The following is a 14,561-nucleotide window of genomic DNA, read 5'->3' as shown; positions in this document are numbered from 1 at the left end:
GAAAGCAGAGGTACTCCAGGTGACCGAGGTCGAGATCGGGCGGGCCAAGCGCGGCCGCCGTGCCTACGGGTTCGACGACGTGGCGGTGGTCCCGTCGCGTCGGACGCGAGACCCCGAAGAGGTCTCCATCGCCTGGCAGATCGACGCTTATCGGTTCGACACGCCGTTCATGGCCGCCCCCATGGACTCCGTGGTGTCCCCGGCCACCGCGATCCAGATCGGCAAGCTCGGCGGCGTCGGCGTCCTCAACCTCGAAGGCCTGTGGACCCGCTACGAGAACCCCGAGCCGCTCCTGCAGGAGATCGCCACGCTGTCCGAGGACGCCGTGACCAAGCGCCTCCAGGAGATCTACAGCGCGCCGGTGCAGTCCGAGCTCATCTCCGCCCGTATCAAGGAGATCCGCGCCGCGGGTGTCACGGTGGCCGGCGCACTGTCGCCGCAGCGCACTGCGGAGTTCCACTCCGTCGCGGTCTCCGCGGGTCTGGACATGCTGGTCATCCGCGGCACCACCGTGTCGGCCGAGCACGTCTCGGCCAACGCGGAGCCGCTGAACCTCAAGCAGTTCATCTACGACCTGGAGATCCCGGTCGTGGTCGGCGGTTGCGCCACCTATCAGGCCGCGCTGCATCTGATGCGCGCGGGCGCGGCGGGCATCCTGGTCGGCTTCGGCGGCGGCTCCACCCAGACCACCCGGGACGTCCTGGGCATCGAGGTCCCGATGGCCACCGCGGTCTCCGACGTCGCCGCAGCCCGGCGCGACTATCTGGACGAGTCCGGCGGCCGCTATGTGCACGTCGTCGCGGACGGTGCCATGGGCGTGTCCGGTGACATCACCAAGGCGATCGCCTGCGGCGCCGACGCGGTGATGATCGGTTCGCCGCTGGCTCGCGCCGCGGAGGCGCCGGGGCGCGGTTTCCACTGGGGCGCCGAGGCGCACCACGCGTCTGTTCCGCGCGGGCACCGTACGGCGGTCGGTACGGTGGGGACGCTGGAGGAGATCCTCGTCGGCCCCTCCTTCTCCCCGGACGGCACCATGAACCTCGCCGGCGCCCTGCGCCGCGCGATGGGTACCTGCGGCTACACGGAGCTCAAGGGATTCCAGCGGGTCGAGGTCACTGTCGCGACCTGATCCGTTCTCCCTTCCGTCGGTTTCTCGTCGCCCGTGTGGCCGTTCACCGCGTCTTGTGATCGGCTTCACGGGTGACGTGCCGCGCCCGGTCGCGTGCAGGGCGCTCACATAGGGCAGGCTTGAGTCGTGCGTAGTGTGCGGCTGGGACCGGTGGAGCGGGAGGCGGCGTTGACCGCCATGGCCGAGCGTGAGCTCGATGTCGTGGTGGTCGGCGGAGGCGTGGTCGGGGCCGGGACGGCGTTGGACGCCGCGACCCGGGGCCTTGCCGTGGGATTGCTGGAGGCGCGGGACTGGGCGTCGGGGACGTCCTCCCGTTCCTCCAAACTCATCCACGGCGGACTCCGCTATCTGGAGATGCTCGACTTCGGGCTGGTTCGCGAGGCGCTAAAGGAACGCGGGCTGTTGTTGCAGCGGCTTGCGCCTCATCTGGTGCGACCGGTGCCGTTCCTGTATCCGCTGACCGGCCGCGGTTGGGAACGCTTCTATGCCGGCTCTGGCGTCGCGCTGTATGACGGGATGGCTACTACCTCGTCGCATGGCAGAGGCCTCCCTGTGCACCGCCAGCTGACGCGCCGTGGCGCCCTCCGTATCGCGCCAGCTCTTAAGCGTTCTGCGCTAGTAGGTGCGATCCAGTACTACGACGCTCAGGTGGACGATGCGCGCTACGTCACCTTCTTGGCGCGTACGGCCGCCAGCTACGGCGCCCAGGTGGCTTCGCGTGCGCGCGTCACGGGCTTTCTCCGTGAAGGGGAACGCGTTACCGGTGTCATCGTGCGGGACCTGGAGACCGGAAGGACCCTGGAGATCCGCGCCAAGCAGGTCGTGAACGCGACCGGCGTGTGGACCGACGACACGCAGGCTCTGGTGGGGGAGCGCGGGCGGTTCCACGTGCGCGCCTCTAAGGGGATCCATCTTGTCGTCCCCAAGGACCGCATCCACTCTTCCTCCGGACTGATCCTTCGGACAGAGAAGTCCGTCCTCTTCGTCATCCCGTGGGGCCGGCACTGGATCATCGGCACCACTGACACCGAGTGGACGCTCGACAAGGCGCACCCGGCGGCGTCGAAGACCGACATCCAGTACCTGCTGGACCACGTCAACGAGGTGCTGAACGTCCCGCTGTCCCGGGCCGACGTCGAGGGCGTGTACGCGGGTCTGCGACCCCTCCTGGCCGGGGAGTCCGAAGAGACCTCCAAGCTCTCGCGTGAGCACGTCGTCGCGCACGCCGTGCCGGGTCTGGTGGTGGTCGCCGGGGGCAAGTACACGACCTACCGCGTGATGGCCCAGGACGCGGTCGACGCGGCCGTACACGGCCTCGGTGGCGGCGTCGCGGCCTCTGTGACCGAGAACGTGCCGCTGCTCGGCGCTGACGGCTTCCAGGCCCTGTGGAACAACCGCGCGCGGATCGCAGCCCGCAGCGGGCTTCACGTCGCGCGCGTCGAACATCTGCTGCGCCGCTACGGCTCGCTCATCGACGAGGTGCTCGACCTGATGACCGAGCAGCATGAGCTCTCCGAGCCACTGCCCGGCGCGGAGGATTACCTTAAGGCCGAAGTTGTGTATGCGGCGCAGTCTGAAGGGGCTCTGCACCTGGACGACGTCCTGTCCCGCCGTCTGCGCGTGTCCATCGAGACCTTCGACCGCGGCGTCGGCGCCGCCGAGCCCACCGCGCGGCTGATCGCCCCGGTGCTCGGTTGGACCGAGGAGCAGATCAAGCGCGAGGTGGAGCACTACGCCGCGCGCATCGCCGCCGAACGCGAGTCCCAGGAGCAGCCCGACGACGCCACCGCGGACGCCGCCCGCCTCGGCGCCCCGGACGTTGTGCCGGTTATGTAGTCACCCGTGCTTTGATGGCGGACATGAGTCTTCACGACATCCCGATCAACACACTCGACGGCAAGCCGGGCTCCCTGAACGACTACGCGGGCAAGGCGGTCCTGCTGGTCAACGTGGCCTCCCGCTGCGGCCTCACTCCGCAGTACGAGGGCCTCGAGCGCCTGCACGAGCGCTACGCCGAGCGCGGCTTCACCGTCCTGGGCGTCCCCTGCAACCAGTTCGGCGGCCAGGAGCCGGGTACTTCCGAGGAGATCCAGGAGTTCTGCTCCGCGACCTACGGAGTGACCTTCCCGCTGACCGAGAAGATCGAAGTCAACGGCGAGAACCGGCATCCGCTGTATGAAGAACTCACCAAGACGACCGACGCCGAAGGTGTCAACGGCGATATCCAGTGGAACTTTGAAAAGTTCCTTATTAGCGCGGACGGAACGGTCCTCAAGCGCTTCCGGCCCCGCACCGAGCCCGAGGCCCCCGAAGTGGTCGAAGCCGTGGAAGCCGCGCTTCCCGCATAGTGACACGCGCGGCTGATCACGCCAGGATGGCGCTATGCCGCATTGGACTCCGGAGGAAATGCCGGATCTGACGGGGCGAGTCGCCATGGTCACGGGGGCCAGCAGCGGGATCGGGTTCCAAACGGCGTTGGAGCTCGCGCGTCACGGGGCCCGGACCCTGCTCGCCGTCCGCGATCCGGTCAGGGGATCGTACGCGCTGGAGCGGATCACCGAGGTGATCCCCTCCGCGCGCGGGCTCGTCGAGGTCGTCCTGGTCGACCTCGCGAGCCTGGACTCCGTCGAGGACGCCGCCGCCGACCTGGCCGACCGGACGGCGGCGGTGGACATCCTCGTGAACAACGCCGGCGTGATGGTGCCCGACGGCCTGAGCACCGTCGACGGCTTCGAGCTCCAGTTCGGGACCAACCACCTGGGGCACTTCGCCCTCACCGGCCGGCTGCTGCCGCTGCTGCTGGCCGCCGAGGCCCCGCGCGTGGTCACCGTCTCCAGCCTCACCCACCGCCACGCCAAGCCGATCTGGGACTTCGAGGCGGTCGCCACCGAGAGTTCCAAGTCCGGCAATCCCGAATCCGACGGCCACCACCGCGTCGCGGGGTACGGCCGCAGCAAACTCGCCAATCTGTTGTTCGCCAGAGAGCTGGACCGGAGAGCGAAGAACGCGCGGTTCTCTTTAGCGAGTATCGCCGCGCACCCCGGCTATGCGGCAACGGGCTTGTTCACGAAGACCTCCTTCAGTCGCCACAATCGCGTCGTCTCCGGACTGGCACATCTGGTGACCCGCGCGACCGGGCAGAGCTCTGCCACGGGCGCGTGGCCCTCTCTCTACGCGGCAACCCACGTGGACCTCTTCGGCGGTGAATACATAGGCCCGCGCGGACCGGGAGAGATGCGCGGCGCCCCCACCCACGCCTTCATGAGCCCGATCGCCCGGGACGAGGCCGTGGCCGCCGCCCTCTGGGACCAGTCCGTCGCCGCCACCGGCGTGGGCTACGAGGAGCTGTCCCGCTGAGCGGCGGCCCGTCGGACGGCCCTCACGGCCGCTCTGACGGTCCGTCCGAAAAATCGGGGAAACTCGTGGGAACCCGCGCGCCGGCGGCCGCGTCCAAGTCCGCAGAAGCAGTGACGGCGAGGAGATGGAGCACAATGAAGCTTCTGGTCAAGACCGCGGCGAGTACCGCCGTAGTGCTGATGGCGCTGGCCGGTTGTGCCTCCCGCAGCGCGGGCGGCGACACTTCAGCGGCCGGTGGCGGAAGCACGTCGTCCGCGCCCTCCGGCGGGACCACCGGCACGGGGAACGGGTCGCAGCCGCCCACCACCGGCCCCTCGGGCGGAACGTCCGGCCAGCAGTCCGGCTCCCAGCCCGGCGGCCAGACCCAGAACCCGGGATCATCCTCGACGGCCCCGTCCGCCCAGGTGAAGTACGTCTCCCCGCAGGGCGTCTCCGTGCAGAAGGACGGCATCACGCTGGTGACCGAGGTCGAATGGGGCGGCTGTGACGACCAGCCCCAGCTCGTGGTCAAGAGCGAGGACGCCTCGAAGGTCGTCGTCGTCCTCAAGAAGACTTCCCACGCCAAGATCGGCGTCATGTGCCCGGACATCGCCCGCCAGGGCCAGGCCACGGTGAAGCTCGCGGCCCCGCTCGGCTCGCGCCAGGTGATCGACGGGATCACGAACACGCCGATCGCCCTGCAGTGAATCGGATGTAGACGAGTTGGTGGGGGCCGCCTTGGTGCGGCCCCCACCAACGTCCCGGCCACGATCGGGGCGCCCGCTGCGTTCCTGAGCCGACCGCACGGCTCGACTCGGATAGCCTGCGATCGTGGCCATTCAGATCGCGGTGTGCGGACCGGCTGAAGCTTCGGAACAGGAGTGCGACCACGCGCGGCAGGTCGGCAAGCTCCTCGCGCGACGCGGCGCCGTGGTGATCTGCGGCGGCTACGGCGGTGTGATGGCCGCGGTGGCCGCCGGCGCCCGGGAGGCCGACGGCACGGTCGTCGGCGTACTGTCGCGTGCCGACCGTGAGGATGCGAACCCTGATCTGACCATCGCCATCCCCACCGGCATGGGACAGGCCCGCAACGTGGTCATCATCAACTCCGCGGACGCCGTCATCGCCGTCGGGGGAAGCTGGGGCACCATGTCAGAGGTCGCGCTGGCTCTTCGTCGCGGTACGGCCCCGGTGGTGTGCCTCGGCGGTTGGCATGTGGACGGCGACGACGGTCGCCCCGTGCCGACGGGCCCGGTCTACGTCCTGACCCCGGACGAGGCGGTCGACGAGGCGCTGGCCCGACTGAACAGCGGCCGGAACACCGGTCCCGATCCGGCCGCCGAGCCGAACGGCCAACCCGACCCCGCGGTGCGTCCCGCCTCCCCGGGCTGACCGCCGACAGCCAGTACCGTCGCAGGACAGAGCCCGTCCGACCCGCGACGAGAAGAGGAAAGTGCCACTGTGGCTGGACGAATCGAGGACTACGCGCTCATCGGCGACCTGCAGACGGCCGCGCTGGTCGGCCGGAACGGGTCGATCGACTGGCTCTGCTTCCCGCGTTTCGATTCGCCCAGCTGCTTCGGCGCCCTGCTCGGCGGCAAGGAGAACGGCCACTGGTTGCTGGCCCCGGTGAACGCGACAGAGTGCACGAGCCGTTCGTACGTCGGCGACAGCCTGGTGCTGGAGACCTTCTGGGAGACGTCGACCGGCACGGCGAAGGTCATCGACTTCATGCCGCAGCGGGATGCGACGCCCGACGTGATCCGCATCGTCGAGGGCATCTCAGGCTCCGTGGACATGCGGGGGGAGCTCCGGCTGCGCTTCGACTACGGCCGCGTGGTGCCGTGGGTGCGGCGAACGGACAACCAGCGGGTCGCGGTAGCCGGGCCGGATTCGGTGTGGATGCGCGACCACCCCTCGATCCACTCCTACGGCAAGGGCTTCGCCACCATCGCCGAGTTCACCGTACGCGCCGGCGAGCGGCTCCCCATGATCCTCAGCTGGATGCCGTCGCACTACACGGTGCCGCCCGGGCAGGACGCCGAGAAGTCTCTGCGGGAGACCCTGGACGGCTGGTACGAGTGGTCCACGAAGGCTCGGTACCAGGGCCCCTACCAGGACCTGGTGATGCGTTCGATGATCGTGCTGAAGTCGCTGTCCTATCAGCCCACCGGCGGGATCGTCGCCGCGGCGACCTCCTCGCTGCCGGAGCAGATCGGCGGCGAGCGCAACTGGGACTACCGCTTCTGCTGGCTGCGGGACTCCACCATGACGCTGTCGGCGCTCCTCCGCGGCGGCTGTATCGAGGAGGCCGTGGCCTGGCGGCAATGGCTGCTGCGCGCCGTCGCCGGCGACCCGGCCGCCCTGCAGATCATGTACGGGGTCGGCGGCGAACGCCGGCTGCCGGAGCTGGTCGCCAAGTGGCTGCCGGGCTATGAGGGCTCTGTCCCAGTCCGGTTCGGCAACGCCGCCGTGGAGCAGCTCCAGCTGGACGTCTACGGCGAGGTGATCGACACGCTGCACACCGCCCTGGAAGCCGGTATCCCCACGGAGCGCCACGTCTGGGGCCTGGTCAAGGCACTGATGGACTTCCTGGAGGGTCACTGGCACGAGCCGGACGAAGGCATCTGGGAGGTCCGCGGCGGCCGCCGCCACTTCGTGCACTCGAAGATCATGTGCTGGGTCGCCTTCGACCGCGCGGTGAAGATGGCCGAGGCCACGGGAATGACCGCACCGTTGGCACGGTGGCGCTGGACACGCGACGCGATCCACGCAGACGTCTGCGCCAAGGGCTACGACCCGGAACTGGGCGCGTTCACCCAGTACTACGGCGGCAAGACCCTCGACGCGGCGACCTTGTTCGTGGTGAAGACCGGCTTCCTTCCGCCGGACGACCCACGGGTGGTCAGCACCGTCAAAGCGGTCCGCGACGGCCTGAGCCACGACGGTTTCGTACGCCGCTATTCCACGGGCACTGCGAACGACAGCGCGGTGGACGGCCTGCCCGGCGAGGAAGGCGCCTTCCTGGCATGCTCCTTCTGGCTCGCGGACGCGCTGGTCGCGATCGGGCACAAGGAAGAGGCCCGCGCCCTGTTCGAGCAAGTGGCGGCCATTTCCAATGACCTCGGGCTCATTTCGGAGCAGTGGGATCCGAGGGCCGGACGGCAGTTGGGGAACACACCGCAGGCGTTCACCCATGTCGCGCTCGTCAACACGGCGTTCTTACTGGCTGAGAGCTGACGCGCCGTCCGCCGGCTCAAGCCCTGGCCGATCTGCACGAGCCGGTCGCCACGGCAGCCGGATCATCGCCGTGCTACCGGATATCGAGTCCTGATCCACCATCTCGGCGCGGCAGGCCGTCGATCCTGCGGCCGACCAGGACGGATGCGGAAGTCAGGACGGATGCCGGACGCGTACGACGAGCTTCCCGGTCGCCGCGTTCGTCTCCATATCGGTGTGCGCCCGCCGCACCTGCTCCAGTCCGTCGTAGACATGGCTGATCGGCAGGCTGAGCGATCCGGCAGCGATGTCGTCGAGAACCTGCTGCAGGACTTCGCGGGGCAGATCCGCCGCCTCGCCGCCGTACCCGGTGAGCCGGACCCCGCTGGGGATGTAGCCGATCGGGTAGAAGTCCGGGACGGTCCATTCGTCCGACAGCATGCCGGTCATGCAGACCGTGCCGTGGATCCGGGTGGCGCGCAGGGTGTCCGGCAAGGTCGGCGTGCCGACCAACTCCAAGGCCGCGTCCACGCCCACGGGGTAGAGCGCGCGAGCCTGCGCGGCCACCTCGCCGTCGTCGAGCAGAGGGTGGTCGACGCCGCGTTCCCGCAGCGTGTCCAACCGCTCGGCGCGTCGGCTCGTCGCGAGCACCGTCGCGCCGATCCGCTTGGCCAGCGCGGCCGCCGCCATCCCGATCGACGACGTGCCGCCGCGGATCAGCAGCGTCTGGCCCGGCTGAAGGTCCAGGCCGACGGTCAGGGAGCCGTACGCGGTCTGAAGCATCTCCGGCACCGCGCCGAGCACCTCCCACGGCAACTCGGACTCGAACGGGATCACCTGCTCCCGCGGCACCAGCGTGTACTCGGCGTAGCCCCCGTCGAAGACGCGGCCCATCCCACCCATCATGGTGACGACTCGCTGACCCGGGCGGAGCCCGCTACCCTCCGGCGCCCAGTCGACAGTGCCGGCAGCCTCGATGCCGGGCACCCGCGGGAAGGTCACCCCCTGGGCGAAGCCCAGCCGAGTGTGGTACTCGGAGCGGTTCAGACCGAACGCCTCCACGCGGAGCCGTACCCAGCCCTCGCGCTCCTGGGGCATCGGCAGATCCTTGATCTCCAAGTTCTCCACCGGCCCCGGGCCGGACAGCACCACCGCGCGCATCGTCACAGAGATCATGATGCCGTATCACGGCCCCTGACCATGTTCGGCGCCGCCGCCTCCGTGCGCACGGAGACGGCGGCGCCGATGAACGATGTCGTCACTCAACGGTGAGGAGCTCGAACACGCCGTAGGAGAACCCCGGCGCGGTCACCGCGTGCGGCTCCAGGTGGATACCGTCGCCCCCGGCGATCGACCGCACCGACGAGATACCGAGGTCCGGGGGCAGATCGGCCGATGCGGCGGCCCGTCGCGGGTTGACGACGACCAGGTGTGTGCCGCCCCGCAGGTAGACGAAGGGGTATCCGTCGTGGAGGACTTCGACCGAGCCCGCAGCGCCCAGAGCGGGTGTCGCTCGGCGGACGGCGATCAGATCCCTGACTTTGTGGAGCAGGGATCGCGGGTCGGCGAGTTGTGCCGCGACGGTGGGGCGTCCGGGTTCGGGATCGATGGGGAGGTAAAGGGATTCGGCCGGACCGGTGGAGAAGCCGGCGTTGTCGGTGGCGTCCCACTGCATCGGAGTCCGTGAGCCCTGGCGGGCCTCCACCCCGACGTAGCTCCCCTCCTTGGGGGACAGCCCCGGAAGATAGCGCATTCCGATCTCGTCGCCGTAGTAGATGGTGGGCAGGCAGGGCCAGGTCAGCAGGAACGCGAAGGCAGGGGCGACCATTTCAGCGGTCCGGCGGCCGCAGGTCAGACGGGAGAAGTCGTGGTTGGCCGTGGGAAGCGCGACCAGACCGGTCCCACCGGCGCTGTTCGTGAACTCGTTCCAGGCCTCCAGGAAGACCTTCGGCGAGCCGAGGCCGTCGGGGTCGAAGAAGCAGGGATCGGTGCCCCATGACGGATCGTAGGTGCCCTCACCGTTGTTCCACAGCGAGCGCAGGACGGGGCCCACGGCGTGCAGGAAGAAATCGGCGTGGAAGCCGGCCGGGATAGCGGTCTTCGGGTCACCCCATTCGGCGATCAGAGCCCGGTCCGGGTACTCGACCTCCAACCAGGCCCGAATCTCGCGCCACAGCTTGCTGGTCTCAACACTGCCCGGATCGTCCTTGACGAGCGAGAAGGCCATGTCGACCCGGAACCCGGACACGCCGCGGTCGAACCAATACGCCATGATCTCGCGCAGTGCGGCGCGATTGGCACGCGGGCCCGGTGCGTCCACCGGCTGACGCCAAGGCTCGGCGGGATCCAAGCGGGCGTAACCGTAGTTCAGCGCCGGCTGGAAGGAATAGAAGTTCGGCAGATAGGAGCCGCTCCTGCCACCTGGAGAGGGCACCCAGTAGTCCGACGGCCGCGCCTCGGACCAGATATAGCGGTCGGCGACCCCGGCGCCCGGCTCCGCGGCGGCCGAATCGCGGAACCAAGGGTGCTGATCGGAGGTGTGACCGGCGACGAGATCCAGGACGACCCGGATCCCCCGCGAACGAGCCGCTTCGATGAAGACGACCAAGTCCTGCTCGGTCCCATAGCGCGGAGCGACGGCCAGGTAGTCGCTGACGTCGTAGCCCGCGTCCCCGAACGGGGAAGCGAACAACGGGCTGAACCAGACCACGTCGACACCCAGCAGCGAGAGGTGGTCCAGGCGCGCCAACGCGCCGGCGAGATCGCCGACGCCGTCGCCGTCCGAGTCGGCGAAGGACTGCGGGTAGATATGGTAGACAACGGCGTCACGCAGCCACTGCGGCGGCCGGGCATCGGCGCCGGCGGATCCAGCGACAGAGGCATCGACAACGCTGGCGTCGGCGGCTTGGTCATCGTGCATCGCGGGGCTCCAGAACGTTGTACGGGCGAACGCTGTCCGGTGTGCGGCGCACCACCGTACCCGCGCTACGCCATACCGAGTTCGGCATATTAGGGCGTGGCTTGGAACCCTGTCGCCTTGCCCGTGCCGCATCGGGATGATCTCAGGCCGAAGCCGAACTTTTCGCTGAGGGCCTCTAATCGACGATGCGCAAAGCCACCGCGGGCAACGTCTGTGCGGCCTTGCGTGCCGGCAGGTAGGTCGCCGCCATGGATGCGAGGAACGCGATCCCAGTGATGACGAACGTTGCGATCCACGGAACCGAGAACCCGACCTCGTAGCCGCTGAACGCGGCGTTGTTGCGGAAGAGTAGATAGCTGACGAACACCGACAAGGTGGTGCCCAGCACGATGCCCTCGGTGGCGATGAGCGCACTCTCCCCCAGGAACGCGCCCCGGATCCACCGTGCCTGGTAGCCCAGCGCTCGCAGCACTCCGATCGTGCGCCGCCGCTCTCGCACCGCGCGGACCATGACCACGCCGAGGCCCGCGACCGCGATGAGCAGTCCGAGGATCAGGAAGCCCTGCATCAGTTGGAAGAAGCCGAGGGTCGCGTTGTAGTTCTGCCGCACCTGCTGGGCGATCGGGGTGACCACCATGCCGCCGGTCAGATAGTGGCCCTGCAACTCCGCCGCCAAGGATGTCTCCGAGACACCGGCGGCCGGGGTGACCAGCGCGGCCGACGACACCGCCTGCGCGCCGAACTCGGACTTGGCCGCGGTGTCGCTCATCAGGATCGGGTACGCGACGCGGCCGCCGATGCCGAGGAAGGCCGCGGAGGTCTTCATGACGCCGGCGATGGTCTTCACTTCGGTACGGCCGGTCGCCTGGTCCACCAGGGTCACGTGGTCGCCGGACGTGTACAGGGTCTGCGCCGGCCCCGGTTGCACCGCGACGTACTGGTCGAGGATCACGTAGCGGGGATCGGACGCGACGGCGCGCCACGCGGAACGGTCGTCCGGGCCGAGCGCTGCCATGTGGTTCATCAGCGCGAAGCCGTCGCCGCGGGTGACCGCGCCGGGCAGGCCCACGACCGTGACGTTGGCCGGACCGAGCCCGTGCGGCCCCAGGTCCTGGACCTTGGCCGGGGCGACGGTCAGCGGGGCCACCGCCGCGACCCGTCCGGCGAACGGCGACGTCCCGAGTGAGCTGACGACGTCCGGCGGTGTGGCCGGGTTGTAGTCCAGGCGCAGGGCGTAGCCGCCGGTGGCGAACGAGACGCCCTGGCTGACGGTTCCCTGGATCATCGAGTTCAGCACGCTGAGCAGGACCAGGGTGAAGACGATCAGGCTGTACATCATCAGCAGCGCCCCGGTGCGGAAGCGGCGGGCCAGCGGGTAGGTGACCGCGAGCCGCGCGGTGAGGCCGCCGGCGGTGGGGCGCTCGATCCCGCGGCGGAACGGGCGCAGCAGCGTCTCCTGGTTCTGGCTCACCAGGATCACCGAGGCGATGATCAGGATGCAGCCCATGATGATGTAGGTGGCCGTCGAGTTGGTGTCGAACACGTGCGGGCGGACCGTGTTGGCCAGCGACGTCCAGGCCAGCACCGCGAAGGACGTGGCGGTGTAGACCGCCCGCGGCGGGGCGAACCTGGTCAGGACCGGGATGGCCAGCATGATCGCGACCGTCGGCCAGATGTACAACGCGACCGAGCGGCCGCCGACGACGGCGGGGACCGACAGCGCGGCCGCCAGCAGTGAGCCGGCCAGGCATAGGACGACCGTGCGCGTGCGCATCGCCGCGATCCCCGGGGCGGGGAGGTCCCGGATCGCCGCGATGATGTTGAAGCGGCTGATCCGCACGCTCATCACCAGGGCCGTCAGGAACGCGATGAGGAACCCCATCGCCAGGGCGTTCACCAGGCTGGTGGCCGTGAAGTGGAAGACGAGACTCAGTGAATTGCTGTTGCCGCCGCCGGCGCCGTTGCGGAAGATCCGGGCCGCGACGACCACCGCCAGCCGCCCCACGCCGATGCCGAGGAGCACGCCGAGCACGGAGGCGGCCAGTGCGTAGACGCTGCCCTCGATCAGGAAGCTGCGAACCAGCCGGCTGCGTTTCAGGCCGATGGCGCGCAGCATCCCCATCTCCGGCTTCCGCTCCTCGGCGAGCATCACGAAGATGTTCATCAGCAACACGACGCCGACGATGATGCAGAAGCTCCCGATGAACAGGAAGAGGGAGCCCATGCCGTTTCCGGCGTCGCGTGCCGCCTTCAGCACGTCGTGCTTCGGGGTCTGCACTGCGGCCTGGGTGCCGGTGGAGGAGCCGAGCAGGTTCCGGATCTCGGCGGTGACGGACGCGGTCAGCTTGTCGCCGGAGGTGACCCCTCCGGCGTTGGACACCAGAGTCAGGGTCCGGGGCTGGGCGCCGGGGACCGCCTGGGCCGCGGCGGCGAACGTGCCGGGGGCGACGAAGGCCGTCCCGTCCGAGTTGGACTCCCCGAGCCCGGCCAGGCCGCGGGTGGGCACGATCCGCGCGACCTTTTCCACGACCGGCTGCCCGAACACGTACAGCGTCACCGGGTCGCCGGTCTTGAGGTGCAGCGCCGTGGCGAGGTCGGAGTTGACGACCGTCTGTCCGGGCACGGGAGTCGTCCCGGAGAGCCCGGAGGGACCGCCGGCCGCGCCGAACGCCGCGGCTTGGGTGAAGTCGGCTTCGATGGTGTAGGCGCGCGGCACCGCCCGCGAGATGCCTGAAGCGACCGCTGTCTGCTCCATGTGAACCGTCATGAGCCCGTCTACCCGGGGATCATGCTTCAGCGGCGCGAGGAGGTCGGCAGCGTGCGCGCCCGCGGCGAGCGTGGAGGAGTCGACGATCTCGTCGACCGGCCCGAGATGCTGGTAGGCGTTCTGCCCGACCGAGTAGTTCAACGTGTCGCCGACGATGAGACCGGCCGCGATGACGGCCGACCCGAGAACGGATCCGCCGACGACAAGCATGGCCTCGGTCCGGCGCCGGGAGACCTGGCGGAGCGCCAGGCGCCGCAGGAAAGGCTTGCGGATCGCGATGAACGCCGCCGCCGCGAACGCGGCTCCCAGCAGGGCGAGCAGTGTGGGGGTGAGATTGGGATACATGGCCGCTAACCCGCTCTCGCCGCCCCGGGACGCTGCTCGTCGGGGCGGAGCCCACGGCCGTCGACACCGGTCAGGACCTCTCGCCCGTCGCTCTCCAGCCGGCCGTCACGCATCCGCACCAGCCGGCTCGCACGCTCGCCGACCGCGGGGTCGTGGCTGACCAGCACGATGGTCTGCCGCTCCTCGCGGTTGAGCCGGCACAGCAGGTCCATCACCTGCTGGGCCATGTGCGTGTCCAGCGCCCCCGTCGGTTCGTCCGCCCAGACGATCGCCGGCTTGGCGACCAGCGCGCGGGCGATCGTGACCCGCTGCTGCTCGCCGCCCGACATCTCACCGGGCCGGTGCTCGGCACGGTCCTTCAGGCCGACCCGGTCCAGCATCTCCACGGCGCGCTCCCGGGCCTGCTGCTGCGCGACGCCGGTCAGCAACAGCGGAAGTTCGACGTTCTCAGCGGCGGTGAAGACCGGCACCAGGTTGAAGGCCTGGAAGACGAACCCCATGTTCGCGGCCCGGTGCGAGGTGCGCTCGACGTCCGACATCGCGAACAGGTCGGTCCCATCGATCAGGACGCGGCCGCCGTCGATGGAGTCCAGGCCGGACAGGCAGTTGAGCAGGGTCGTCTTACCGCATCCGGACGGCCCCATGACCGCCACCATCTCGCCGGCGTCGACCCTGAGATCCAGGTCGATCAGCGCGTGGACCACCACTCGGCCGGTTCGATACACCTTCTGAACCTTCTCCGCCAGCAGCAGTGGACTCGGGTCCGTCTCCTCTGCGATTCCCACTGGGGCCACCTCCAAGAGAGCCGGACGGCCCGCCGTAACCTCCAGCCCATCAAGCGCGAC

11 protein-coding genes are annotated in these 14,561 nt (G+C 69.3%); 7 read left to right on the top strand and 4 right to left on the bottom strand.

Features of this window, described 5'->3' with window-relative positions:
* Positions 1-19: 19 nt before the first annotated feature.
* The 7 genes from ABD466_RS09325 to ABD466_RS09295 all read left to right on the top strand — a co-directional run bounded on the left by ABD466_RS09325 (position 20) and on the right by ABD466_RS09295 (position 7,705).
* Positions 20-1,129 carry a GuaB3 family IMP dehydrogenase-related protein gene (locus ABD466_RS09325; RefSeq protein WP_344656560.1) on the top strand — a complete coding sequence of 370 codons (1,110 nt, stop codon included), beginning with the start codon at positions 20-22 and terminating at the stop codon, positions 1,127-1,129.
* A gap of 126 nt (positions 1,130-1,255) precedes the next feature.
* The gene (locus tag ABD466_RS09320) at positions 1,256-2,965 is read left to right on the top strand and encodes a glycerol-3-phosphate dehydrogenase/oxidase (RefSeq protein ID WP_344656559.1); all 1,710 of its coding nucleotides are present in this window, start codon (positions 1,256-1,258) and stop codon (positions 2,963-2,965) included.
* Between the two features lie 23 nt (positions 2,966-2,988).
* Entirely contained in the window at positions 2,989-3,477 is a 489-nt protein-coding gene (locus tag ABD466_RS09315) for a glutathione peroxidase (RefSeq protein WP_344656558.1), read from the top strand.
* 34 nt (positions 3,478-3,511) lie between these two features.
* The gene (locus tag ABD466_RS09310) at positions 3,512-4,486 is read left to right on the top strand and encodes an oxidoreductase (RefSeq protein ID WP_344656557.1); all 975 of its coding nucleotides are present in this window, start codon (positions 3,512-3,514) and stop codon (positions 4,484-4,486) included.
* 134 nt (positions 4,487-4,620) lie between these two features.
* Positions 4,621-5,172 carry a hypothetical protein gene (locus ABD466_RS09305; protein WP_344656556.1) on the top strand — a complete coding sequence of 184 codons (552 nt, stop codon included), beginning with the start codon at positions 4,621-4,623 and terminating at the stop codon, positions 5,170-5,172.
* Between the two features lie 124 nt (positions 5,173-5,296).
* Positions 5,297-5,857, top strand: a complete 561-nt coding sequence (locus ABD466_RS09300; protein WP_344656555.1) for a TIGR00725 family protein — start codon at positions 5,297-5,299, stop codon at positions 5,855-5,857.
* Positions 5,858-5,926: 69 nt separating this feature from the next.
* Positions 5,927-7,705 carry a glycoside hydrolase family 15 protein gene (locus ABD466_RS09295; RefSeq protein WP_344656554.1) on the top strand — a complete coding sequence of 593 codons (1,779 nt, stop codon included), beginning with the start codon at positions 5,927-5,929 and terminating at the stop codon, positions 7,703-7,705.
* Between the two features lie 153 nt (positions 7,706-7,858).
* Here ABD466_RS09295 and ABD466_RS09290 read toward each other — a convergent pair whose 3' ends face one another.
* From ABD466_RS09290 to ABD466_RS09275, 4 genes are all read right to left on the bottom strand, one after another.
* Entirely contained in the window at positions 7,859-8,845 is a 987-nt protein-coding gene (locus ABD466_RS09290; RefSeq protein ID WP_344656698.1) for a zinc-binding alcohol dehydrogenase family protein, read from the bottom strand.
* A 97-nt stretch (positions 8,846-8,942) separates the two neighbouring features.
* The gene (locus ABD466_RS09285; RefSeq protein WP_344656553.1) at positions 8,943-10,604 is read right to left on the bottom strand and encodes an alpha-amylase family glycosyl hydrolase; all 1,662 of its coding nucleotides are present in this window, start codon (positions 10,602-10,604) and stop codon (positions 8,943-8,945) included.
* Between the two features lie 175 nt (positions 10,605-10,779).
* Positions 10,780-13,716, bottom strand: coding sequence for an ABC transporter permease (locus ABD466_RS09280; protein WP_344656552.1), 2,937 nt, complete (start codon positions 13,714-13,716; stop codon positions 10,780-10,782).
* 5 nt (positions 13,717-13,721) lie between these two features.
* On the bottom strand, positions 13,722-14,501 hold the full coding sequence (locus tag ABD466_RS09275; RefSeq protein WP_344656551.1) for an ABC transporter ATP-binding protein: 780 nt from the start codon (positions 14,499-14,501) through the stop codon (positions 13,722-13,724).
* Positions 14,502-14,561: the final 60 nt, after the last annotated feature.

The organism is Catenulispora subtropica (genome assembly GCF_039531675.1).
GTDB lineage: Bacteria > Actinomycetota > Actinomycetes > Streptomycetales > Catenulisporaceae > Catenulispora > Catenulispora subtropica.
This window is presented reverse-complemented; position numbering and strand designations above follow the sequence as displayed.

What these genes read in the sequence shown, in the direction of transcription:
- ABD466_RS09280 (WP_344656552.1), bottom strand. Translation starts at nt 13,716, where the DNA reads ATGTATCCCAATCTCACCCCCACACTGCTCGCCCTGCTGGGAGCCGCG.
- ABD466_RS09315 (WP_344656558.1), top strand. Translation starts at nt 2,989, where the DNA reads ATGAGTCTTCACGACATCCCGATCAACACACTCGACGGCAAGCCGGGC.
- ABD466_RS09310 (WP_344656557.1), top strand. Translation starts at nt 3,512, where the DNA reads ATGCCGCATTGGACTCCGGAGGAAATGCCGGATCTGACGGGGCGAGTC.
- ABD466_RS09285 (WP_344656553.1), bottom strand. Translation starts at nt 10,604, where the DNA reads ATGCACGATGACCAAGCCGCCGACGCCAGCGTTGTCGATGCCTCTGTC.
- ABD466_RS09305 (WP_344656556.1), top strand. Translation starts at nt 4,621, where the DNA reads ATGAAGCTTCTGGTCAAGACCGCGGCGAGTACCGCCGTAGTGCTGATG.
- ABD466_RS09290 (WP_344656698.1), bottom strand. Translation starts at nt 8,845, where the DNA reads ATGCGCGCGGTGGTGCTGTCCGGCCCGGGGCCGGTGGAGAACTTGGAG.